Origin of the sequence: Salinisphaera sp. T31B1 (genome assembly GCF_040361275.1) — a bacterium.
GTDB lineage: Bacteria > Pseudomonadota > Gammaproteobacteria > Nevskiales > Salinisphaeraceae > Salinisphaera.
Genome location: NZ_APNH01000005.1, coordinates 286,663 through 307,905, shown reverse-complemented (window position 1 = coordinate 307,905; position 21,243 = coordinate 286,663). Strand labels below are relative to the sequence as shown.

At 61.6% G+C, this 21,243-nt stretch carries 25 protein-coding genes and 1 pseudogene; 16 read left to right on the top strand and 10 right to left on the bottom strand.

Annotation, left to right across the window (positions count from 1 at the left end; genetic code table 11):
• Positions 1–26 precede the first annotated feature (26 nt).
• The gene (locus T31B1_RS18160) at positions 27–2,603 is read right to left on the bottom strand and encodes a heavy metal translocating P-type ATPase (RefSeq protein ID WP_353250953.1); all 2,577 of its coding nucleotides are present in this window, start codon (positions 2,601–2,603) and stop codon (positions 27–29) included.
• Positions 2,604–2,769: 166 nt separating this feature from the next.
• Here T31B1_RS18160 and T31B1_RS18155 point away from each other — a divergent pair, with 166 nt between their 5' ends.
• Positions 2,770–3,192 carry a MerR family transcriptional regulator gene (locus T31B1_RS18155; protein ID WP_353250952.1) on the top strand — a complete coding sequence of 141 codons (423 nt, stop codon included), beginning with the start codon at positions 2,770–2,772 and terminating at the stop codon, positions 3,190–3,192.
• Positions 3,193–3,351: 159 nt separating this feature from the next.
• On the opposite strand, the pseudogene T31B1_RS18150 reads toward T31B1_RS18155, so the two are convergent.
• Positions 3,352–4,196, bottom strand: a pseudogene (locus T31B1_RS18150) (cation diffusion facilitator family transporter).
• 322 nt (positions 4,197–4,518) lie between these two features.
• Complete coding sequence (locus T31B1_RS18145) at positions 4,519–5,235, bottom strand: ZIP family metal transporter (RefSeq protein ID WP_353250951.1); 717 nt, start codon at positions 5,233–5,235, stop codon at positions 4,519–4,521.
• Between the two features lie 141 nt (positions 5,236–5,376).
• Between T31B1_RS18145 and T31B1_RS18140 the strand changes: the two genes are divergently transcribed.
• Complete coding sequence (locus tag T31B1_RS18140) at positions 5,377–6,207, top strand: cation efflux transmembrane domain-containing protein (protein ID WP_353250950.1); 831 nt, start codon at positions 5,377–5,379, stop codon at positions 6,205–6,207.
• Between the two features lie 93 nt (positions 6,208–6,300).
• Here T31B1_RS18140 and T31B1_RS18135 read toward each other — a convergent pair whose 3' ends face one another.
• Genes T31B1_RS18135 through T31B1_RS18125 form a run of 3 tightly spaced genes read right to left on the bottom strand, consistent with a single transcriptional unit; the run spans position 6,301 to position 8,780 of the window.
• On the bottom strand, positions 6,301–6,480 hold the full coding sequence (locus T31B1_RS18135; protein ID WP_353250949.1) for a DUF1289 domain-containing protein: 180 nt from the start codon (positions 6,478–6,480) through the stop codon (positions 6,301–6,303).
• 3 nt (positions 6,481–6,483) lie between these two features.
• On the bottom strand, positions 6,484–8,493 hold the full coding sequence (locus tag T31B1_RS18130) for a heavy metal translocating P-type ATPase (RefSeq protein WP_353250948.1): 2,010 nt from the start codon (positions 8,491–8,493) through the stop codon (positions 6,484–6,486).
• A gap of 14 nt (positions 8,494–8,507) precedes the next feature.
• Positions 8,508–8,780, bottom strand: a complete 273-nt coding sequence (locus tag T31B1_RS18125) for a metal/formaldehyde-sensitive transcriptional repressor (protein ID WP_353250947.1) — start codon at positions 8,778–8,780, stop codon at positions 8,508–8,510.
• Positions 8,781–8,846: 66 nt separating this feature from the next.
• Between T31B1_RS18125 and T31B1_RS18120 the strand changes: the two genes are divergently transcribed.
• From T31B1_RS18120 to T31B1_RS18090, 7 genes are all read left to right on the top strand, one after another.
• Positions 8,847–10,046, top strand: a complete 1,200-nt coding sequence (locus T31B1_RS18120) for an MFS transporter (protein ID WP_353250946.1) — start codon at positions 8,847–8,849, stop codon at positions 10,044–10,046.
• A gap of 204 nt (positions 10,047–10,250) precedes the next feature.
• A complete protein-coding gene (locus T31B1_RS18115; RefSeq protein ID WP_353250945.1) occupies positions 10,251–10,754 on the top strand; it encodes an arsenate reductase ArsC in 504 nt (167 codons plus the stop codon).
• On the top strand, positions 10,751–11,143 hold the full coding sequence (locus tag T31B1_RS18110; protein WP_353250944.1) for a metalloregulator ArsR/SmtB family transcription factor: 393 nt from the start codon (positions 10,751–10,753) through the stop codon (positions 11,141–11,143). Before T31B1_RS18115 ends, T31B1_RS18110 begins: the two co-directional genes overlap by 4 nt.
• A gap of 17 nt (positions 11,144–11,160) precedes the next feature.
• Complete coding sequence (locus tag T31B1_RS18105; protein WP_353250943.1) at positions 11,161–11,583, top strand: arsenate reductase ArsC; 423 nt, start codon at positions 11,161–11,163, stop codon at positions 11,581–11,583.
• Positions 11,584–11,686: 103 nt separating this feature from the next.
• On the top strand, positions 11,687–12,097 hold the full coding sequence (arsC, locus tag T31B1_RS18100) for an arsenate reductase (glutaredoxin) (RefSeq protein ID WP_353250942.1): 411 nt from the start codon (positions 11,687–11,689) through the stop codon (positions 12,095–12,097).
• A complete protein-coding gene (gene arsH, locus T31B1_RS18095) occupies positions 12,097–12,825 on the top strand; it encodes an arsenical resistance protein ArsH (RefSeq protein ID WP_353250941.1) in 729 nt (242 codons plus the stop codon). The genes arsC and arsH overlap by 1 nt, the downstream gene beginning before the upstream one ends.
• Positions 12,826–12,848: 23 nt before the next feature.
• Positions 12,849–14,156, top strand: coding sequence for an arsenic transporter (locus T31B1_RS18090; RefSeq protein WP_353250940.1), 1,308 nt, complete (start codon positions 12,849–12,851; stop codon positions 14,154–14,156).
• A 109-nt stretch (positions 14,157–14,265) separates the two neighbouring features.
• On the opposite strand, the gene T31B1_RS18085 is transcribed toward T31B1_RS18090, so the two are convergent.
• The 3 genes from T31B1_RS18085 to merR all read right to left on the bottom strand — a co-directional run bounded on the left by T31B1_RS18085 (position 14,266) and on the right by merR (position 16,705).
• Complete coding sequence (locus T31B1_RS18085; RefSeq protein WP_353250939.1) at positions 14,266–14,688, bottom strand: hypothetical protein; 423 nt, start codon at positions 14,686–14,688, stop codon at positions 14,266–14,268.
• Between the two features lie 44 nt (positions 14,689–14,732).
• Positions 14,733–16,214 carry a mercury(II) reductase gene (gene merA, locus T31B1_RS18080; protein ID WP_353250938.1) on the bottom strand — a complete coding sequence of 494 codons (1,482 nt, stop codon included), beginning with the start codon at positions 16,212–16,214 and terminating at the stop codon, positions 14,733–14,735.
• Between the two features lie 89 nt (positions 16,215–16,303).
• Positions 16,304–16,705, bottom strand: a complete 402-nt coding sequence (gene merR / locus T31B1_RS18075) for a mercury resistance transcriptional regulator MerR (RefSeq protein WP_353250937.1) — start codon at positions 16,703–16,705, stop codon at positions 16,304–16,306.
• 151 nt (positions 16,706–16,856) lie between these two features.
• Here merR and T31B1_RS18070 point away from each other — a divergent pair, with 151 nt between their 5' ends.
• From T31B1_RS18070 to T31B1_RS18060, 3 genes are read left to right on the top strand one after another with little or no spacing between them, the layout of a single operon-like run.
• The gene (locus T31B1_RS18070; protein WP_353250936.1) at positions 16,857–17,513 is read left to right on the top strand and encodes a glutathione S-transferase family protein; all 657 of its coding nucleotides are present in this window, start codon (positions 16,857–16,859) and stop codon (positions 17,511–17,513) included.
• Complete coding sequence (locus tag T31B1_RS18065; RefSeq protein WP_353250935.1) at positions 17,510–17,866, top strand: ArsR/SmtB family transcription factor; 357 nt, start codon at positions 17,510–17,512, stop codon at positions 17,864–17,866. Before T31B1_RS18070 ends, T31B1_RS18065 begins: the two co-directional genes overlap by 4 nt.
• Before the next feature lie 36 nt (positions 17,867–17,902).
• Entirely contained in the window at positions 17,903–18,031 is a 129-nt protein-coding gene (locus tag T31B1_RS18060; protein WP_353250934.1) for a hypothetical protein, read from the top strand.
• A gap of 20 nt (positions 18,032–18,051) precedes the next feature.
• On the opposite strand, the gene T31B1_RS18055 is transcribed toward T31B1_RS18060, so the two are convergent.
• Positions 18,052–19,187 (bottom strand): IS3 family transposase gene (locus T31B1_RS18055; protein WP_353250933.1). Its coding sequence is split into 2 segments (ribosomal slippage): positions 18,052–18,944 and positions 18,944–19,187, totalling 1,137 coding nucleotides; the frame shifts between segments, so codons are not numbered across the junction.
• A 197-nt stretch (positions 19,188–19,384) separates the two neighbouring features.
• Between T31B1_RS18055 and T31B1_RS18050 the strand changes: the two genes are divergently transcribed.
• From T31B1_RS18050 to T31B1_RS18035, 4 genes are all read left to right on the top strand, one after another.
• Entirely contained in the window at positions 19,385–19,696 is a 312-nt protein-coding gene (locus T31B1_RS18050; protein ID WP_353250932.1) for a hypothetical protein, read from the top strand.
• Positions 19,697–19,748: 52 nt separating this feature from the next.
• Positions 19,749–20,093, top strand: coding sequence for a YnfA family protein (locus T31B1_RS18045; RefSeq protein ID WP_353250931.1), 345 nt, complete (start codon positions 19,749–19,751; stop codon positions 20,091–20,093).
• A gap of 409 nt (positions 20,094–20,502) precedes the next feature.
• Positions 20,503–20,859 (top strand): MerR family DNA-binding protein, encoded by a 357-nt coding sequence (locus T31B1_RS18040; protein ID WP_502951038.1) that lies wholly within the window; start codon positions 20,503–20,505, stop codon positions 20,857–20,859.
• Between the two features lie 133 nt (positions 20,860–20,992).
• A complete protein-coding gene (locus T31B1_RS18035) occupies positions 20,993–21,211 on the top strand; it encodes a heavy-metal-associated domain-containing protein (RefSeq protein WP_353250929.1) in 219 nt (72 codons plus the stop codon).
• Positions 21,212–21,243 lie beyond the last annotated feature (32 nt).

Here is a 21,243-nt window from a genome sequence, read left to right as displayed (position 1 = left end):
CCAAGGCCACAGCCGCCCGTCGACGACTACGCTTGGGCTAATTCACGGGATGCCGATACCGGTTTCGTCCTGCGCGATCGCCGAGGGGTACGCAAAAGACGCAACGCGTTGGCGGTCACCAGCACAGTCGCGCCGGTGTCGGCCAGGATCGCCGGCCATAGACCGGTCAGCCCAACGATCGTGGTCACCAAGAAAACAGCCTTCAGGCCGAAAGCGATACCGATGTTCTGGCGGATGTTGGCCATCGTGCGCCGGGAGAGCGCAATCATGTCGCCCACATCGCGCAAATCACCGTGCAGGCTTGCCGCATCACCGGTCTCGAGCGCGACGTCGGTGCCACCGCCCATCGCGATACCGACATCGGCGGCCGCCAGCGCCGGCGCGTCATTGATGCCATCGCCCACTTTGGCGACGTGCACGTCCTGAGCCTGACGTTCCCGCACGATCCGCTGCTTGTCTTTGGGCATGAGATCGGCGTGCACCTCAATATCAAGACGACGACCGATCGCTTTGGCGGTACGCGCGTTGTCACCGGTCAGCATAACCGACTGCACCCCCCGCCGCGCTAGCTCGCCCAGGGCCGCGGCGGCCTCGGGCCGAGGTTCGTCACGCAGGGCGAGCACGCCCATCACCTGATCGTCGGCGACCAGCACTGCCACGCTCTTACCCTCGTCGTTGAGTGCCTGAATCCGCGACGTGGTGGCCGTATCGATCGCGGCTCGCTCACGGGCGGCAGTCAGCGAGCCGAGAAACAGTCTGCGCTCGCTCAGATCGGCGGTGATGCCCTGGCCCTGGACGGCCGCGGCGCGTTCGACGCCCGGAATCGTGATCGCGCGCCGGCGAGCGGCGTCCACAATGGCCGCGGCCAGCGGATGGCTCGCGCTCTGTTCCAGGGCGGCCGCCAGACGCAAGATCTCGTTCTCGTCGTGGTCGCCGAGCGCGACGATGTCGGTCACGCGCGGCTTGCCCTCGGTTAGCGTGCCGGTCTTGTCGAAGGCCACGGCACCGATAGTACCGAGTGTTTCCAGTACCGCGCCGCCTTTGATCAACAGGCCGCGCCGGGCGCCCGCCGACAAGGCAGCCGCGACTGCGGCCGGCGTGGAAATAACCAGCGCGCACGGGCAGCCGATCAAGAGAATCGCCAGCGCTTTGTATATCCAAACGCTCCACGCAGCACCAAACGCCAGAGGCGGCACGATGGCCACAAGGGCCGCCACGGCGACGACCGCCGGCGTGTAGTAACGGGCGAAGCGATCGATGAAGCGTTCAGTGGGGGTCTTGGATTCCTGGGCCTCTTCCACGAGCCGCACGACGCGGGCGATCGTGTTGTCCTGGGCGGCGGCGGTCACGCGGATATGAAGCGCGGCCGCACCGTTGATCGTCCCGGCAAAGACCGAATCGTCGACTCGTTTGGTGACCGGCGTGCTCTCGCCCGTAACCGGCGCCTGATCAACCGCACTCTCACCGTCGATGACCGTGCCGTCCGCGGGGATGCGATCGCCCGGTCGGACCAGAACCGTCACGCCTTTGTCGAGCGTGTCGGCAGCAACTTCGCGGATTGTGCCTTGCGGATCGACGATCCGTGCGGTCTTGGGTACCAGGTCGGCGAGCGCCGAAATGCTCGACCGCGCCCGCCCGGCCGCGACGCCTTCGAGCCATTCGCCGATCAGGAAAAGCAACACCACGACCGCTGCTTCGCGGGTGGCGCCTAGTGCGACCGCGCCGACCGCGGCAATGGTCATCAGCATCTCGATCGAGAACGGCGTACCGGCCAGCAGCGCGCCCGTGATGGCCCGGCGCGCCACCGGTATCAGCCCGATCAGCATGGCAACGCCAAAGAAGAAGACGGCATAGGCCGGCATCACCTGCGACAATCCAAACGCGACCGCGAGCGCCGCGCCACAGGCTGCGGTCGTCATGATCTTCGCATGGCGATACCAAGGCGGTGGGCTGGATGCTTTGTCGCTATCGGCCGCCGGCTCATCGTGAGACGATGCGTGATCATGGCCACAACCGCACGGCGCTTGCGCGTCGGACGGCGGTGCGTTCGCGGTCAGTCGCTGGACACCATACCCCAGCGCGCCGATGCGTTTTTCAAGGCGGGCGAGGTTCGCGTCGGGCGCGTGACGAACGCTCATGCTCGTTGTCGCAACCGACACCTGTACCTCGTCCACACCGTTAACACGCCGAGCGGCGCCATCGATCTTGGCTGCGCAGCTGGCGCAGTCCATGCCGTGGACCTGATAGCGCGTAACACGCCTCTGGTCATCGCTTTCCAGCGGGGCATCGAACGCATCCGGCTCTCCATGCCCGCATTGGCCATGGCGGTGCTCGTGCTCGCAGCATGCCGACTCGGCGCTCGGCGACAAGCCTTCGTCGGCAGCCAATCGGCGGGCGCCATAGCCCAACGTGCGGATCCGTTTTTCCAGTTTGTCCAGTCGGACCTCGTCGTCATGCTCGATGGTCATGCTGCGGGCCGCCACCGATACGTCGACGTGATTCACGCCTTTGACACGGCGTGCCGCGCCTTCGATCTTGGCCGCACAGCTCGCGCAATCCATGCCGTCGATGCGATAGCGGTTCTGGTTTACCAATGTGCTCATGACTCGATCCGTCGTCGGTGCTTCAATGCCCTCAGACCTTAAATGCTCTAGCCGCTATAGGATCAAGCGTTATTTATCGACGCCTTGATTTTCTACAAGGCTTGATGGTTGACGCGGCGACATCCAATCTCTATATCTATAGCGGCTATAGGATAAGGAGGAAACCGTGACTACCTTGTCGATCGGTCAGGTGGCCGAAACCAGTGGGGTGAAGATCCCGACGATCCGGTATTACGAGCAGATCGGTCTGTTGCCCGAGCCGCCGCGCACCGCCAGTAATCGGCGGTGCTACGGCGCCGAGGCGGCCCAACAACTACGCTTCATCCGGCATGCGCGCGAACTCGGTTTCGAGGTCGACGCCATCCGGACATTGATCGAGATGCAGCACCATCCGATGCGCTCCTGTGAACAGGCCGATGCCATCGCGACCGCCCAGCTCGCGGCGATTGACAGCCGCATCGCACGCTTGACGGCGTTGAAAGAGGAACTGGAGCGCATGGCCGATTGCGATCGGCACGGCCGGGTTCGCGATTGCCGGGTGATCGAGATCCTGGCCGATCACGACCAATGCCTGCATGACGCGCATTGAGCGCGTGAGTTTATAGCCCCTCGACTTCGCGCCGTTCGAGTTCGGCGGACCGGACCCACGCCGCCCGGAATCGACGCAGGCGTATCTGGCGGGCATGGCAACCATCGTGCCTACGACTTCACGTGAGCGCTTACAGCGCAAACACCGCGCGCATACGGCTTACGAAGCCGGCTGCTCGAATACACAGACATGATGGGGATCGGTCTCGATCTCGCCGGTCGACGATACGTGTTCGGTTTGCAGCGTGCTGTGGGCGATGTCGAAACGCTCGTGCAGCATCGCGTCCACCGAGCGACGAATCCCATGACAATCGATCCCTTCATCGACGTGGATCTCGGCCGACAAGCACGGCATGCCAGAAGTCACCTCCCAGACATGCAGATCGCGCACGTTGCGCACGCCCGGCACTTCGCGGATGGCCGATTCCAGTGTTGACGGGTCGAGCCCCACGGGCGCGGCCTCGAGAAAGACACGTCCCGATTCGCGGACCAGACCGTAGCCGGCCTTGAGCATGAGCGCGGCCACGGTCAGGGCGGCCAGCGCGTCCAGCCGGTCCAGAAAATCAGAAAACCGGCGATCGCGGTCGCAATAAACGCATATAGATCGGTCAGGATATGCTGGAAACTGCCCTCGTCGTTGAGACTCTCGCGACTGGCACGGCTCAGCGCCCAGGTCGCGGCCAGGTTCACCACGATGCCGACCAGCGCGACGATGCCGACCAACAATCCGTTGACCTGCGGCGGCTCAATCAGTCGAATGACACCCTCCACCAGGAACCAGATCGACAGCAGTAAAAGAACCAGCCCGTTGGTCTGCGCGCTCAGGATTGCGGCGCGTTTCAGACCGAAGGTGAATCGGCCTTTGGGTGGCCGACTGGCCAGCCGCATGGCCACCAGAGACCGACCGATGGCGCCCGCGTCGGTGAGCATGTGTTCGGCGTCCGTGATCAGCGCCAGCGACTGCGCGATGAGCCCGACGATCACTTCCACGACCATGAACGCCATCAACAATCCGAGCGCGGTATACAGATAGCGCCGGTCGGCATCGGCCGAAACGCCGGAGCTGTGATGGTGGCGTTGTTCGTGACTCTTGGCATGCTCCGTGTAAACACATGCCGCGCTTTATCGCGCGACGAGGCCGTGTACGACCGACTTCACGATGAATCGGTCGGCCCTGGTTACATAATTTCAGGCGGCCGGTCCTGATCGTTGCCGCGAACGCCATTCGAAGTATGGCGACCTCACAGCCGTGCGCACGAACACCCGTGGCCGATAAAGGCATGGAAAGCGCCTGACGCTCAAAACGACGAGTCAAGCGCCGCATGCTCTACGTCGCGAGCGCCTGCTCAATCAGGAGATAGCAGAGGAAGCCGACGAAGAAAGTGGCCGATCCAAATGCGGTGTCGCCTTGCTCATGCGCTTTGACAAGAAGCTCCTCAGTGACCAAATACATGAAGACCACGGCACCAAAACCCAACACGGCCGCCATAACCGGCTTTGAGGCGCCGGTGAGCATTGCCACCCCCAACGCGGTGCCACCTATCGTGAACAGCGCGAGGCCAGTAGGGAGTGCGATTAATGCCCACGGCGCCCGGGTGGGCAGAGTCGCGGCCACGGAAAGGCCGACGAACAGATATTCCAGCGTGATCGCGATGGTGAGCAAGATTCCGGTTTGGCTGTCGTTAGTGAAGCCGGCGCCGAGCACCACGCCGTCAATGAAAAAGTCGATGCCGATGGTCACGATCAGCCCGATCGACAGTGGCAATCCCCGACGCTCGGCTCGCCGCTCCGCGGCATCACTGAGGTGGCGCAGGGCAAACATGACCACAATCCCGAGCGCGAAGCCTATAATGGCGGGTAACGGTGCCGAGTGCAGCACCCCTGGAACAAGTTCAATAGCTGCCGCCGCGAATACGACGCCGGCGGCCAGGTGTTGTACAGCACTAGTCGCCTGTTCGCCCGGAACGCGAACGGCGGCCACTGCCCCGGACAGTGCGGCTGCGGCCACCGGGATCAGCGTGTAGAGCAGCGGTTGTACGTACACGTCGGATATTTCTCAAGCGATACAGGCAGGTTGCTTGCGGCGCACTATATATAAAAACTTATAACAATCAATGTATTACTATGCTTTATTATTGAGTTCAGGCTACGTTCTCGCCCATACGCTGAACCGTAGCGCTATGTATTGAAAAACTATTACCGCGTTGCGATCGTTGTCCGATCGTACGGATCGACGCTTTTCGGCTATCGCCATTCACTCGATCAGCAAGTATCTTGCGAGTCCGGTGCGACGGATCGCACTGATACCCTGATCGGCTGGCGTCGGTCGCTACTTTGTAGCCAGGCGGCAACACAACAGACGAGGAATTCGACGATGGCCGAGAGCTGCTGTGGCTGTTCTGCCGGCGATCTCAGTGAGGCGTCCGGGGGACAACGACGCGCCCTGATCGCGGCGCTGGTAATCAATGCCGTGATGTTCGTGGCCGAAATGAGTGTTGGCCTCTGGGCGCACTCAAGCGCACTGCAGGCCGATTCGGTCGATATGTTGATCGATGCGGTGGGTCTAGGGATCGGGCTATTCGCTCTCAACCGTACGCTTCGTGCTCGCACCCGCGCCGGTTTCACAAATGCTTTGATTGAGCTTGTACTTGCGGCGGGCATTGGTGCGCAATTGATTCATCAGATTGTGACCGGCGCATTGCCCGTAGCCACTATTATGATCGGCATGGGCTTCATAGCGCTGCTGGCCAATCTGGCCTCCGCTGGCCTTCTAATGCGCTATCGTCACCAAGACATCAACATGCGGGCGATGTGGCTATGTACGCGTAACGATGCCATTGGCAATGCCGCAACCGTAGTCGCGGGTGGCCTAGTGCTCGTCTTCAACGTGCCATGGCCCGATTGGATCGTGGGGGCCCTGGTCGCGCTCTTATTTGGTTACACGGCCGTGGGCATCCTGCGCGAGGCCTCGGGGCAAGCTGCAACAGCCGGAAAGCGTATGACAGAAAAGATTTAGACCGCCGCACTCCTGCGTCGCGGTTTGTGGCTCGAGTATTAGCCCACGACCAATCGATGGAGCCCATAGTTACTACGATTGGAACCTTGGTCGTCAGCGGCGCCAGGCCAACTTCGCCTCACGCCGGCAGCGTTCGGCCAGGATTCGACGGCGCCTGGAGTCGCTGAGCCTGCGCCACTGACGAATTTCGGTTGCCGTGCGCAAACATCCGACACACAGGTCGGTCTTGCGGTCGAGCTTGCAGATGTCGATGCACGGTGAAGCGACGGCCACGCTTCATGCCGCCGCGGGTTTGGATTCGGGCGCGGCTGCCGTCCTGGTTTTCTCAGGTGCTGGCAGAAGTCGAGCCGAGTTAAGTATGAAGATCAGCTCCGAGACGACATGGATCGCCGCTGCGAGCAACGGGTCGAGGAACCCAAAGGCCGCCAGCGCAATGCCGAGCGCGTCGACGCCGATGGTACCCACAAAGTTTTGCCAGATGATGCGACGCGTGCGCCGGGCCACGGCGAGCGTCTTGACGAAGCGTTCGAGATCGTTGCCCAACAGCACCACGTCAGCGCTTTCCTGCGCCACGTCGGTGCCTGATCCCATGGCGATGCCGACATCGGCCTGGGCCAGGGCCGGGGCATCATTGACCCCGTCGCCGACCATAGCGATCTTGTGCTTGAGGCCAACGAGTGCCTGAATACGCGCCAGCTTGTCCTCGGGCAGCAATTGCGCTTCGATATCTTGAATGCCGAGCGCCGTACCCACGGCATCCGCCACCCGGCGGGCGTCTCCCGTCAGCAGCACCACCCGGATACCCATCCGGTGCAATGCTTCGACCGCGCGTTGTGCTTCAGGCCGCACGGTATCCGCGATCTCGATGGCGCCCAACAGGTGGCCGTCGCGGGCAACCAGGACTTCCGAGCCGGTCTCGCTGTCCTGATCAAACGCAGTCGGCACGTCGATTCCATGATCCGCCATCCAGGGGCGGTTGCCGACCAGGACCGTGGTCTCGCGGACCTGGGTCGAGATGCCACGCCCTGGTGTGTAATCGAAGCGGGCCGGTTCGACTGCCGGGCGGTTCTGGCGTTGGGCATACGCGACGATTGCTTTGCCGAGCGGGTGCTCGGAACGCAACTCGGCGGCCGCCGCGGCATCGAGCAGCTCTTCGCGGGTAACGCCGGCGACCGGTACGACGTGCTGCACTTCGGGTCGGCCGAAGGTCAGCGTGCCGGTCTTGTCGAGCACGACCGTGTCGACCTGACCGAGGGTTTCCAGATGGATGCCGCCTTTGACAATGGCGCCTAATCGCGCTGACCGGCCGATCGCGCCGAGAATAGCCAGCGGCGTGCCGGCGGCAATGCCGCAGGCCCCGGCGACGATGATCACCGAGATCGTGGAATAGATATCGCGCGTGATCAGGAAGGTCAGGACAGCCGCACCGAGCGCGAAATACACCAGATAACCGGCCAGACGATCCGCCAGGCGCTGAACCGGCGCGCGGGATTGCTCGGCCCGTTCGACCGCCTCGATGATCTTGCCGTAACTCGTATCCCGGCCGATTCGCTCAGCGGCGATCTCCAGCGCGCCGGACTGGTTGATGGAGCCGGCGAAGACCGGCGCGCCCGCGGTCTTTTCCACCGGCATGGATTCGCCGGTAATACGGGATTCGTCGACGAACGAATGCCCTGAAAGCACCACGCCATCGCCCGGCAGTCGGCCACCGGGCGCGACCAGGACCGCATCGCCCACCGCCAATTCCTGCGCCGCGACGGCTCGAATCGCACCGGCCCGGCGAACCGACACTTCGTCGGGCAGAAACTCGAGCAGATCGCGGATCGCCTTGCGGCCACGGCCGACGGTCAAGCCTTCCAGCACTTCGGCGACCAGCACGAACAAGGTGATGACCAAGGCCGTAAAGAATTCGCCAATCGCGGCGGCCGCCGCGATCGCGATCGTCATCGATAGTTCCATGGTCATACGCCGCGCGATGACGTTCTCGAATGCCTCCTTGAGAATCGGCCAGCCGCCGATCACCAGCCCGACAACGCCGATGAGGCTGATTGCCGAAACCGGTTCCCAGACACGAAACCACACGAGTACCGAGGCCAAGGCCACCAGGCCGATGCGCAACGCCTCAGGCCACTCGAACGAATGGTCGTGATCATGCCCATGATCGTCATCGCCATGATAATGGCCATGCGAGCCATGATCGTGATGATGCGAGGCGTCCGGCGCGACCGTTCTCGCTTGGGCATCATCGGCCAATGGCTGATACGGGGTTGTTTTCTGGGCGGCCATGACGAACTCCGGTGTTATTTCAGATACGCGCGGACGATATCGATGAGTTCGGCCGCGCCTTCGGACCGTTGCTCGGCTGCCAGTGCCTCGGCGGCCACGTGCTCGTGAATATGGTCTTCGAGCACTTCGGCCATCAGGCCATTGAGGGCACCGCGCACGCCGGCGATTCGCTGCATGACGTCGGCGCACTCTTTTTCGTCTTCGAGCGCCCGCTCAACCGCCTCCATCTGGCCCCGTATACGGCGCACTCGGTTTAATAGCTTCTGTTTCTCGCGGATCGTATGCACTTTGGTTTCTCGCCGTGGCTCACTCAGATAGTATAGCCCCCTATTCTATCACTCAAGCACTGCAACATGACGACGAAGCCCATCGGCGGCCTGTGGCGTAATCGGGTCTATCGACATCTGTTTGCCGCACAAATCTCGGCGCTGATCGGCACCGGTCTGACCACGATCGCATTGGCGCTGCTGGCCTACGACCTGGCCGGCGGCAACGCAGGACGCGTGCTGGGCATCGCATTGGCGTGCAAGATGGTCGCCTATGTGGGGATCGCCCCGGTGGTTGGTGGCTATGCTCAACGCTTGCCGCGTAAGACGCTGTTAGTGACGCTGGACCTGCTGCGGGCCGGGTTTGTCTTGTGTCTGCCCTGGGTGACGGCGGTATGGCAGATCTATGTGCTGATCTTTCTGCTGAACGCCTGCTCGGCGGGCTTTACACCGGTATTCCAGGCCACGATTCCCGAAGTGGTGCCCGATAACGCCCAATACACGCGCGCATTGGCGCTGTCTCGCCTGGCTTACGAACTGGAGAATCTGCTCAGTCCGGCGCTGGCCACCGCGCTTTTGTTCCTCGTGTCCTATAACCAGTTGTTCATGCTTAACGGACTCGCCTTTCTAGGTTCGGCGGCGCTGGTCGTGACGACCGTTCTACCGGCGGTTGCTGACGAAACGGGATCAATCAATGTCTGGCAGCGGGTATCGGCCGGCGTCCGTCGATATCTGGGCAACCATAGGCTACGCGCGGTGTTGGCGCTATACGCTGGGGTGGCCGCCGCTGGGGCCATGATTATCGTCAATACCGTGGTCTATGTGCGCCAGACGCTGGGCGGCGGCGATGTGCAGGTCGCGCAGGCGTTCATGGCCTCGGGCGCGGGCTCAATGCTCGCCGCGTTGTGGCTACCGCGCTGGCTGGATCGCCATTCCGAACGCTCCGCAATGCTCGCCGGCGGCCTGTTACTCGGCCTGGCATTGCTGGTCGGCGGTCTCTGGTTGCCGGGTTTTGCTGGCTTGCTTGCCGTCTGGTTCGTGCTGGGTATCGGCCTGGGCCTGACCCAGACCCCTGTCGGGCGCCTGTTGACCGCCGCCAGCGATAGCAGCAGCCGGCCAGGCGTGTTTTCGGCCCAGTTTGCGTTGTCCCATGCCTGCTGGCTGGTTGGCTATCCGCTGGCTGGCGTGCTCGGTTCGACGGTCGGACCGCGCCCGACGTTGCTGATGCTCGGTGCCATTGCTCTGATTGCTTGGGCCGTGGCCGGCCGTTTATGGCGATCTGAATAAGAGCGCAGTTCAACCGAAGCACTCACATACTGGCCGGCGCTAGGCATAACCCGCTTATTCTGTCACCAAGATAGCCTTCAACAGCTAAGCGCTCTCGGCACTTCTTCTGAAGGCATGGTATTGCCATATTTGTTTTCCCGTATATACTATTTATGAAATATACGGGAAACCATATTTATCCATGCCAACGAGCGCTCTTATAACGTGCTGTTTCTGTGTCAGCACAACAGCGCCCGCAGTATCCTTGGCGAGGCACTGGTGAACTCGATGCCGGCCAGTGGCCTTCGCGCTTACAGCGCTGGAAGCGATCCGGCCGATGCGGTCCATCCGCAAACGCTGGCTCTGCTCGAATCACTTTCGATTCCTACCGATAAGCTGCATCCCAAGCACTGGGATATTTTTGCCTCCTCCGACGCGCCGCCCATGGATTTCGTCTTCACCGTGTGCGACAAGACGGCAAGCCAGATTTGTCCGGCGTGGCCGAACAAACCGGTTACGGGGCACTGGGGCATCGCTGACCCATCGCGCGTAGTCGACGACCCGGAACAAGAGCGTCAAGCGTTCCGCGATGCATTGCATGACATCAGTCGCCGGGTACAACTGTTCATGAGCCTGCCGATCGCGTCGCGCGATCGACTCACGCTGCAACGAGACGTTGAGATCATCGGCCGCGATACATCGGATGCCAGCTCGGAGTCCGAGACATGAACGGTGCACCGGCTCGACCTATCGAATCCGATACCTCAGCGCTGCAACCCGAAGATTTCTTCCAGGCATTGGCGGACAGCACACGCCTGCGCTGCCTCGTGCTGATCGCCACACACGACGAACTGTGTGTCTGTGAATTGGTGCACGCGCTCGACCTGTCCCAACCGAAAATTTCGCGCCACCTGAAACTGCTGCGCGACGCCGGCATCGTGGGCGATCGACGCGAGCGCATCTGGGTGCACTACCGCATCGCCAAGAACCTGTCCACCTGGGCGCGACAAGTCATTGCGACGACGGTCGCGGCAAACGTCGAGTCGTCGCCCTTCGCCGATGACGCCCTGCAACTGGCGACCATGCCGGACCGCCCCAGCGAACGCTGCGCCAACTGATGGGCCAAGGACGTCCGATGAATATTCTCTATGTCTGTACCGACAACAGTTGCCGCTCGCAAATCGCCGAAGGGTGGACCCGGCATCTGGGCGGCGACCGGGTATCGGTGCGCTCGGCCGGTCTCGAAGCCCACGGCATTAATCCCAACGCGGTCGCAACCATGCAGGCGGTCGGCATTGATATCTCCAACCAGCCGTCGTCGGTGCTGCACAACGCCGATATCGAATGGGCAGACGTGGTGGTGACCGTCTGCGGCCATGCCGATGAACACTGTCCTGTGCTGCCGACCGGTACACGTAATATCCACTGGCCGCTCGAAGATCCGGCCCGTGTAGTTGGCAACGCGCAGGAAATCGAGAACGCGTTTGCCACCACCCGAGACGCCATGCGTGTTTACGTGGAACAACTGCTCAACGAGCCGGCGACCACCCTGAACTGATAAGTGTGCGCCACCTCGGGATGCGGCTGACTGGAACGCTGACACCCCACAGATTGCCCCACTCATCCGCTACGAGTGGCAGCCCAACTGGAGACGAACTCTCATGCAACCTTTGATTTACCACAACCCGGACTGCGGCACGTCGCGCAACACATTGGCCATGATCGAAGCGTCTGGTGAGACGCCGGAGATCGTCGAATATCTCAAGAATCCACCGTCGCGCGAGCGGCTGCTTGAGCTGCTCGACCGGATGGGCATGCCGCCGCGCGATCTGTTGCGGCGCAAGGGCACGCCTTACGACGAGCTGGGTCTTGATGATCCAGCGTTGCGTGATGACCAACTGATCGACGCCATGCGGGCGCACCCCATCCTAATCAACCGACCGATCGTGGTAACTGACCGGGGCGTGCGTTTGTGTCGGCCGTCTGAAAGAGTTCTGGACTTGCTGGCCGCCCCGGTCGAAACCTTCACCAAGGAAGACGGTGAAGTCGTCACGTATTCGAAGGACCGCTGATGACGCACCGCATAGATTTTCACGATCTGCCCAACATCGATCCGGCGTCGCTACGGCCGATTGATATCGAGGCATTGGCCGGCCCCAACACGTCGCGGCATGCGCCGCCGATTCTGATTCTTTATGGTTCGCTTCGGGCGCGGTCCTATTCGCGCTTTGTCGCCGAGGAAGCCGCCCGCCTGTTGCGGTGGTTCGGCTGCGAGGTGCGGCTATTCGATCCGTCCGGCCTGCCGCTGCCGGACGACACTGAGGCCGGTCATCCGAAGGTACAGGCGCTGCGCGAACTGGCGACCTGGTCGGAAGGCATGGTGTGGGTCAGCCCGGAACGCCACGGCGCGATGACCGGCATCATGAAGACTCAGATCGACTGGATTCCGCTGTCGCTGGGTGGCGTGCGCCCCACCCAAGGCAAGACCCTGGCGGTCATGGAAGTCTCCGGCGGCAGCCAGAGCTTCAACGCCGTCAATCAACTCCGGATTCTGGGCCGCTGGATGCGCATGGTCACGATTCCCAATCAGTCCTCCGTGCCGAAAGCATTCGGCGAGTTCGACGACGACGGCCGCATGCAGGATTCGCCGCTGTATCGACGGGTCGTCGATGTGTGCGAAGAACTCGTGAAATTCACCTGGCTAATGCGCGACCGGGGCGACTATCTGACCCATCGCTACTCCGAGCGCGTGGAAAGCGCCGAGGAAACGTCCCGGCGCGTCAACCAAGTCGCGCACTAAGCAAAACCACTGGAGCGGAGGCCATGCTGGCGCTGGCCATCTTCATCGTCACGCTCGTGCTCGTTATCTGGCAACCGAAAAACCTCGGTATTGGCTGGAGCGCGCTGGGCGGCGCGGCGGTTGCACTCGCCACCGGCGTGGTGCACTGGGCCGATGTGCGCGTTGTCTGGGATATCGTCTGGGATGCGACGTTCACGTTCGTGGCGCTGATCATCATCTCCCTGATTCTCGACGAGGCCGGTTTTTTCTCGTGGGCGGCACTGCATATCGCGCGCTGGGGCAACGGGCGCGGACATCTGCTGTTTCCCCTGATCGTGTTGTTGGGTGCCGTGATCGCCGCATTCTTCGCCAATGACGGTGCGGCGCTGTTGCTCACGCCTATCGTCATCGCGATCTTGCTGCGGCTGGAATTCTCGGCCTCGGCAGCGCTGGCTTTCATCATCGCCACCGGCTTCATTGCCGATACGGCCAGTCTGCCACTGGTGATCTCCAACCTGGTCAATATCGTCAGTGCGAATTTCTTCGATGTGTCGTTCAGCCGATACGCCGCGGTCATGGTGCCCGTCGATCTGGACTCGATCGCTGCGACGCTGGGCGTTCTCTGGCTGGCGTTTGGGCGGCGCATACCTTCTCTTTATCCGCTGGCCGCGCTTGACCCGCCGGCCAGCGCGATCGTTGATCCTTACGTGTTTCGTGCGGCGCTGCCCGTGCTCGCCGTGCTGCTTGTGGCTTATTTTGTCCTGGCGCCGTGGCATGTGCCGTTTTGCCTGGTGACCGGCGCTGGGGCGATTGTTCTCATGGCCATTGCCGGCCGCTGGTGGCGCCGCGGCGATGGTGCTGTCATCTCGCTTGGTCCGGTCCTTCGTAACGCGCCTTGGCAGATCGTGCTGTTCTCGATTGGCATGTACTTGGTGGTCTACGGCCTGGGGCAAGCCGGACTGACGGATTACGGCGCGACGGTACTCAATTGGCTGGGGCAACAAGGCGCGCTCGTGGCCACGCTGGGCACCGGCTTTCTCGCCGCGCTGGTCGCATCCATCATGAACAACATGCCCTCGACGCTCGTGGGTGCCCTGGCTATCAAACAGGCGCATGTGCCGGAGTTGACGTACCGCCTGATGGTGTATGCCAACATCATCGGCAACGATCTCGGTCCTAAATTCACACCGATCGGCAGCCTGGCGACGCTCCTATGGCTGCACGTGCTGGCCGGCAAGGGCTACCGGATTGGTTGGGGCCAGTATATGAAGATCGGCCTCATGCTGACACCACCGGTTTTACTGGCCACCTTGATTGCATTAGCGGTCTGGTTGCCGTTCATTTCGACGTAGACCGCTCATTTGCCTCGCTAGGAATTCGTGGACCACGCACGAAACGGAAAAATCGTACGTGTAAGCGTCTTTCTGTTCTCCCGCCGATTATATTTCCACATTAGTTTGGCTAGCCGTCGTGAACGGTGGTGTGACGCGAGCGGCGTTGATCGATCACACTCCAAACGGATGCCCCGATCAATAACGGCATGCCAATAACAATCAGAGCCGTGCCTGCGGCCCTTGTGCCCATGACCACATGCGGTAGTAAAACGCCCACCCAGGCCAGTGACCCGCCCACCAGACCGATCCAGAACGGTCGGTAGCCATGCGCCGCTCCCGTCAGGACGCGGCCCTGGAGCGCGAGGTTACCGACGATCCATAACACGGAGATCGCCATCAGCGGCCCCAGCAGGTAGACATTGAGGATCGAGTGGAACGCGCTAAAACCCAACGCCGCGGCCAGCGCCGCGAGGATCGGGCCGGCGCCCAGACAACAAGCACTGACGAACAATGAACCGACCAGACCGACCGATTGACGTGACAAACTCATGGTCATACCTCTTCAAATAGACTGATGACAAAAAACGAAAAATCTCAGCCGGCACAACAGGACAGCTGCTCGACATCCTTGGTAAAGGTCTGGGCACAGAGCTTGAGCGCTTCGACGTGCACCAGATAAGGAAACAGCAGATCGCCCAGGGCCTCGACGGTCATGCCGTGGTGCACGGCCAGTACGGCGGTCTGGATCATCTCGCCGGCCTCGGGGGCCAGAATCTGGGCGCCCAGCAGGCGATGAGTGCCCGCCTCGGCGACCAGTTTGACGAAGCCGCGGGTCTCGAAGTTGGCCAGCGCCCGTGGTACGTGTTCCAGGCCCAGCGTGCGGGTCTCGACTTCTAGGCCCCGCGCCTGTGCCTGGCGTTCATCCAATCCCACGGTTGCCACCTGCGGATCGGTAAAGATCACCGCGGGCATGGCGGATAGGTCCAGCCGGGCGTGTCCGCCGGTCATGTTGACCGCCGCCCGGGTACCGCCGGCAGCGGCCACATAGACGAACTGGGGCAGCGTCGTGCAATCGCCGGTGGCATAGATAGCCTCGGCGCTGGTACGCAGCGACGTGTCCACCAGGATTGCACCGCTGTCATCGGTCTCCACCCCGACCTTGTCCAGCGCCAGATCACGGGTATTCGGGGCGCGTCCCGTGGCGACCAGCAGTCGATCGCCCTGGATCGGGCCGTCGTCGGTGTCGAGAATGAATTGCCCGGCCTCGAAACGTACCGCACGCGCCTGGGTATGCTCACGCACGTCGATCCCTTCGGCTCGAAAAGCCGCTGCGATGCCGTCGCCCAGCGCCGGATCCTCGCTGGACAGCAGCGTGCTTCGGGCCAGCACGGTGACCTCGGAACCCAGACGGCGAAACGCCTGGGCCTGTTCGACGGCGACCACCGAGGCCCCAATGACGAGTAGATGCTCGGGCGCCTCCGAACTGAAGACCGCTTCATCGGAGGTCCAATACGGTGTGTCGGCCAGGCCCAGTATCGGGGGGATCGTCGGCGAGGCACCTGTGGCGATCAGGATCCGATCGGCCGCCAAGCGATGTTCGGTCCCGTCCTGTGCCGCGATGATCAGCGTATGAGCATCCTCGAAACGGGCCTGCCCGCGACGCAGGGTAATCGCCGGATTATCATCAAGGATCTTCTGGTACTTGGCTTCGCGTAGCTCTTCGACCCGCGACTGCTGTTGGCTCTGCAGACGGGACCGGTCGATCTTCGGCTCGCGATCTGCCAGCCCCTCGAACGGATTGTGGCGCTGATGCTGGGCCAGTTCAGCCGCGCGAATCTGGATCTTGGAGGGCACACAGCCGACGTTGACACAGGTGCCGCCGATGATATCGCCCGACTCGATCAGGGTGACACGCGCTCCGGCCTCGGCGGCGCGGATGGCGGCCGCAAACGCCCCGCTGCCGCTGCCGATGATGGCGACATGCAGGTTGTCGTCGCCGCTGTCTTGCGCGATCCGCGACGGCGCGGCCGTCGATGAGTCGTCGTTCCAGGCGCGCGCGGTAGTGGAATCGTTCATGGCAAGGCTCCGTGATGGTTCTATAAACCGACGGAGCAGAGCTTAAGCGCGGTACCCAGGTACCGTGTCAAGAGGTTGGGCGGATTATTTCAGTCGCGGTGGGACAGGGTCTCGATCAGCGGGCAATGGCCAGGCGGATGGGCGTTCCGGCAGCGATCGATCAGCCCATCCAGCGTGTCCTGCATCGCGGCCAGATCGGCGATGCGGGCCGCGACCATCGCGCGCTGATGTTCGGCCACACGACGCACGTCATCGCAATGGCCGTCGCCCAATGTCAGCAACTCGCGGATTTCGTCGAGGCTGAAACCCAGGCCCTGCGCGCGCTTGATGAAACGGATGCGCTCCATGGTCGCGCGCGGATAGCGGCGGTAGCCAGAAGACGGTTTGGGCGGTTGCTCGATCAATCCGCGCCGTTGGTAGTAGCGCACCGTTTGCACATTGACGCCGGCCGCAGCCGCCAGTTGTCCGATGGTTTTTCCGGTTTCAATCATAACGCGTCAGATCGGGGTTACCGAGAGTTCTCACTTTAGCAACAGGGCGTAGCCGATGAACTGGCAAGAGTCGGCCTGCCCGGCCGAGGGTGCAAGTATTTGACAATAACTACGACAAACGTAGTATTATAGAATAGTCGAATCGTTAAAAATGATTGCATCCATCATGATCGAAGCCTATACCGCCCTCACCCCTAACGGCCGCAAGCTGGCTATCATGCTGGAAGAAACCGGTTTAGCGTATGAAGCGCGTTTGCTCGATATCGCCAAGGGCGAACCACACGCTGCGTGGTTTCGTCGGCTCAACCCCAACGGCAAGATTCCGGTGATCCGGGATACGGACACCGGACGCGTTGTGTGGGAGTCCGGTCCGACTCTGATCTATCTGGCCGAGAAAGCCGGCCGGTTATTGCCGGCGGACCCGGCGGCGCGGCTAGACGTGCTGCAGTGGTTGTTCTTTCAGGCGGGCAGCCTCGGGCCCATGAGCGGGCAGTTCAATCATTTTCGTCTTCGAGAGGGCGAACCCCACGCCCTGGCCCGCTATCGCAGCGAGGTGTTGCGACTGTTGGGCGTGCTTGACGGCGCGCTGCAAGAGCGAACCTACATCGGCGGCGCCTATTCTATCGCGGATATTGCGCTACTGCCCTGGATCCGGGCGGTGCAGAAGTGGGGGCTGGCACTTGACGATTTTACCCACCTGGAGCGGTGGTATGCCCATCTGACCGAGCGCCCGGTGGTGCGACGCGGCTTCGAAGTGCCGACGTCATCCCGCCCGCGCGAAACGCCGACTTCGAGAGCGCAAGCATGAACCAGCAACAGGCCGTCACCTTGTTATGTGCATTGGGTAATGACACCCGCTTGAACGTGTTTCGTTACCTCACCCGTTTCGGGCCGGACGGCGTCGCCGCCAAGCAGGTCGCCGAAGCGATCGGCGTAGCGCCCAACAGCTTGTCGTTCCATCTCAAGGATCTCAAGCATGCCGGCCTGGTGACGACCCGTCGCGCCGGGCGCGAGATGCGTTATGCCGTCGACTACACAGCCACCCACGGCCTGGTGGCCTATCTGATCGAGCACTGCTGCGAGGACGCGCCCGAGGGTTGCCCGCCCGCCTGCCGGCCACAAGGCCAGTGCTGCTCATCCGATGCTAATGACTCGAAATAACGCTGCAAATAAACCGATGTTTCAAAGGATGGCGATATGACCGTTTCTCGATTCACTGCCGGCCAGTGGGGCAAAGCCCTGGGGCTGGGCCTGCTCAATGGCATTGCCCTGGCCATCATCATGGTGGTGGCCCTCAAAACCGGGGTCAGCCTGGACTTACCCTGATCCATAGACACTCGTGACCCTCACGACGAGGCCTGTTCGAAGGCCTCGGGACTGATGCCGCCGAGATGGCTGTGTCGACGGGTTCGATTGTAGAACGCTTCGATGTAATCGAAGATGTCAGCCCGAGCGAGATCACGGGTCTTGTAGACCCGTTTCTTGATCCGCTCTTTCTTCAGGCTCGAGAAGAACGACTCGACCACCGCATTATCCCAGCAGTTGCCACGCCGGCTCATGCTGGGTTCGAGGTTATGTTCGCGACAGAAGCGGCGCCAGTCGTCGCTGCCGAACTGAGTGCCCTGGTCGGAGTGCACCAGCACCCGACGGGCGGGTTTGCGCCGCCAGACCGCCATCAACAACGCATTGAGCACGACCTCGCGCCCCAGCGTGGGCTTCATCGACCAGCCGACGACCTTGCGGGCATAGAGATCGACGACGACGGCGAGATAGAGCCAGCCCTGCCAGGTCCGGATATAGGTGATGTCAGTCACCCAGACCTGGTCCGGCCGGGCGACGGTGAACTCGCGGTTCAAGCGATTCGGCGCGATGATCGAAGGCCGACCGACGATATGTCGTGGTGCCTTATAGCCGCGTAATGCTTTGATTCGATTCTCTCGCATGATCCGCGCGACGCGATGCTTGCCACAGGTTTCGCCTGCTTCCTGAAGATCGGCGTAGACGCGCAGATAACCGTAAACACCGTCGCTGGCTGCGTACGAGTCGCGAATCAGAGCGAGTAAACGCCGGTCTTCGATCGCACGATCCGACAACGGTTTATGCAACCACGCATAGAAGCCGCTGCGCGAAGCGCGCAGCACTCGACACATCATGGCGGTCTTGAACATGGCGCGATGATCGTTGATGAACTGGTACTTCACTCGGGCTGTTGAGCGAAGTACCTCGCGGCCTTTTTTAGGATATCGCGCTCCTCTTCGGTACGGCGCAACCGTGCGCGCAGCTTAAGGATCTCGCTTTTGGCTTCGACCAGCTCGTTAGCTCGTTGCTCGGTGTCGTCCGGCTTCACCGCCTTTACCCACTTGTACAGGCTATGAGCCGACACGCCGAGACGCTCGGCCACATCGGCGACTGGATAGCCACGGTCCAGCACCTGCCGAACCGCTTCGTCCTTGAATTCCGGGGTATATCGCTGACTGCTCATTACACTTCCTCCTATGCTCAAATCATAGGCCAGAAGTGTCTAACGGACCCGGACAAGTCCAATCATAGGCCAGAAGTGTCTAACGGACCCGGACAAGTCCAGTCCCTTCTGATTAATGTCCGTGGAAGCTGGGCCGCTCCAGCCCGCTGCCGAAACCGCTGGCATTGGCGTTTGTCGACACGCTGACTGGCCAGCACATGCCGCTTCCGGTAGGCCTGATCTTCCACTTGGCCTACGTGACGTTCTGGACGATGGTCTATGCGGTCTGGGCGTTTCCGCGCTTTGGTTTCGGTAAGGCACTGGCACTCGGTCTGGCGCTGTGGGCTTTTCTGCTCGTGGTCTTTCTGCCGATTGTCGGCTGGGGTTTCCTCGGCTTGGCGGTCGGCCCGACACTCATCTTCGTGTTCCTGATCAATCACCTGCTGTTTGCTCTGTTCGCCTGGGGACTGTGCCGTTGCGGCTTGGGCGGCACGGCGCGCCGCAGCGACCGTATCGCCGATTCATCGTGAATACGTCGATCGGTTCGTCTGTGTTGAAGAATAATCCGGATATCGCATCGCCATGATCCAGTTCTACTCGATAAGCACTGCGATTTATCTGGGTGCCGCATTGGCAGAAATCGCCGGTTGCTTCGCGTTCTGGGCGTGGCTGCGTCAAGACAAGAGTGCTTGGTGGCTCATCCCGGGATTGCTCTCGCTGGCGCTGTTCGCCTATCTGCTGACCCGGATCGATGTCAGTGCTGCCGGCCGCGCTTATGCCTCCTATGGCGGTCTGTATATCGCCACCTCACTGGGTTGGCTGTGGCTGGCCGAGGGGATACGGCCGAACGCTTGGGATGTCGCGGGCGCCGGATTGGCGATCACCGGCGCGCTGGTCATCTTGGTCGGCACGCAAGTGATCCGTTGATGGGGTCGTCAGCCGTATCGGTAACCAAAGTGATCAGTATTAGCCGGCCGCAGTCTCAGCGCGATCGTTAGTCCGTCACTCGCCTCGAGCCCTGCCGGTCACGCCAATCAACGTTCGGATCAACAAAGCCGCCAAAGCCGCGCCGGCGGTAAGGGCATGCCATTTGGATGTCAATAGCGAGCCGAGCCCCGCGCAGTCGACTGGTCTTGAGTACGACAGCCCCCTGATACGGATTGAATCGGGAGTATTTGTGAAAAGGGTTTTTTGGGCGAAATTTTGGTCGATCCCAAAGGCGTCATGGATTGCGATGCAATCCATGAGGTCTAGAATCGCCCTATAACAACCCCTCAATAAGTCTTGATCGACCATGTCCGGACTGAGTATTGGCGAAACAGCACGGCAAGCCGGCATGTCCGTCGACACGCTGCGCTATTACGAAAAGATCGGACTGCTGCCACGGATTGCACGTGATACTGGCGGCCGCCGGCGCTACGAGTCCGGAGACCTTTCGCGACTGCACTTCATCCAGCGCGCGCAGCGATGCGACTTCTCGCTCAATGAAATTCGGCAACTACTCGAATTCAAAGGCTGCCGGGATGCCGCCCGGCCGGAGGTCGCGCAGCTGACCGAACACAAGCTGCAGGAGATACGTCACCGCATGGCGGATCTCGATCAGCTGCAACAGGAACTCGAACGACTCCTTAAATTGTGCCGCGGCAGCGATCACGGCTGCCCGATCATCGACGGCCTCGATACGCCGGATTGATCCCCGCTTGTCAGTCTGAGCAAGTCATCTGAAATGAACACTTGACCTGGAGTCAACTCCAGCATCTAAGCTCTCCTGACATACATACACCGGGGCTCGGTTTGCCCGAGTGCCGATTCATCAGGAGCGAACGATGCAGACCGCGACGCTGACAATCGACGGCATGCACTGCCAAGGCTGCGTACAGATCGTGCAGCACGTCATCGAGCAGCAAGCCGGCGTGAAAGGCTGTTCGGTATCGCTCGACCCACAGCAGGCGCGTGTCGCCCACGACGCCGATCAGGTGTCGGCCCAGACACTGGCCAAGGCTGTTCAGGAGGCTGGCTATAAAGCGACGGTCGCCGACCGCTGAACATATATCTGGCGCCAACGCTGGTACTGGCC

Coding starts and splice junctions, on each gene's coding strand:
- arsC (WP_353250942.1), top strand. CDS start 11,687: ATGCAACCTTTGATTTACCACAACCCGGACTGCGGCACGTCGCGCAAC.
- T31B1_RS18110 (WP_353250944.1), top strand. CDS start 10,751: ATGAACGGTGCACCGGCTCGACCTATCGAATCCGATACCTCAGCGCTG.
- T31B1_RS18050 (WP_353250932.1), top strand. CDS start 19,385: ATGCCGCTTCCGGTAGGCCTGATCTTCCACTTGGCCTACGTGACGTTC.
- T31B1_RS18130 (WP_353250948.1), bottom strand. CDS start 8,493: ATGGCCGCCCAGAAAACAACCCCGTATCAGCCATTGGCCGATGATGCC.
- T31B1_RS18060 (WP_353250934.1), top strand. CDS start 17,903: ATGACCGTTTCTCGATTCACTGCCGGCCAGTGGGGCAAAGCCCTGGGG.
- T31B1_RS18040 (WP_502951038.1), top strand. CDS start 20,503: ATGTCCGTCGACACGCTGCGCTATTACGAAAAGATCGGACTGCTGCCA.
- T31B1_RS18035 (WP_353250929.1), top strand. CDS start 20,993: ATGCAGACCGCGACGCTGACAATCGACGGCATGCACTGCCAAGGCTGC.
- T31B1_RS18045 (WP_353250931.1), top strand. CDS start 19,749: ATGATCCAGTTCTACTCGATAAGCACTGCGATTTATCTGGGTGCCGCA.
- merA (WP_353250938.1), bottom strand. CDS start 16,214: ATGAACGATTCCACTACCGCGCGCGCCTGGAACGACGACTCATCGACG.
- T31B1_RS18090 (WP_353250940.1), top strand. CDS start 12,849: ATGCTGGCGCTGGCCATCTTCATCGTCACGCTCGTGCTCGTTATCTGG.
- merR (WP_353250937.1), bottom strand. CDS start 16,705: ATGATTGAAACCGGAAAAACCATCGGACAACTGGCGGCTGCGGCCGGC.
- T31B1_RS18070 (WP_353250936.1), top strand. CDS start 16,857: ATGATTGCATCCATCATGATCGAAGCCTATACCGCCCTCACCCCTAAC.
- T31B1_RS18105 (WP_353250943.1), top strand. CDS start 11,161: ATGAATATTCTCTATGTCTGTACCGACAACAGTTGCCGCTCGCAAATC.
- arsH (WP_353250941.1), top strand. CDS start 12,097: ATGACGCACCGCATAGATTTTCACGATCTGCCCAACATCGATCCGGCG.
- T31B1_RS18120 (WP_353250946.1), top strand. CDS start 8,847: ATGACGACGAAGCCCATCGGCGGCCTGTGGCGTAATCGGGTCTATCGA.
- T31B1_RS18085 (WP_353250939.1), bottom strand. CDS start 14,688: ATGAGTTTGTCACGTCAATCGGTCGGTCTGGTCGGTTCATTGTTCGTC.
- T31B1_RS18160 (WP_353250953.1), bottom strand. CDS start 2,603: ATGAGCACATTGGTAAACCAGAACCGCTATCGCATCGACGGCATGGAT.
- T31B1_RS18065 (WP_353250935.1), top strand. CDS start 17,510: ATGAACCAGCAACAGGCCGTCACCTTGTTATGTGCATTGGGTAATGAC.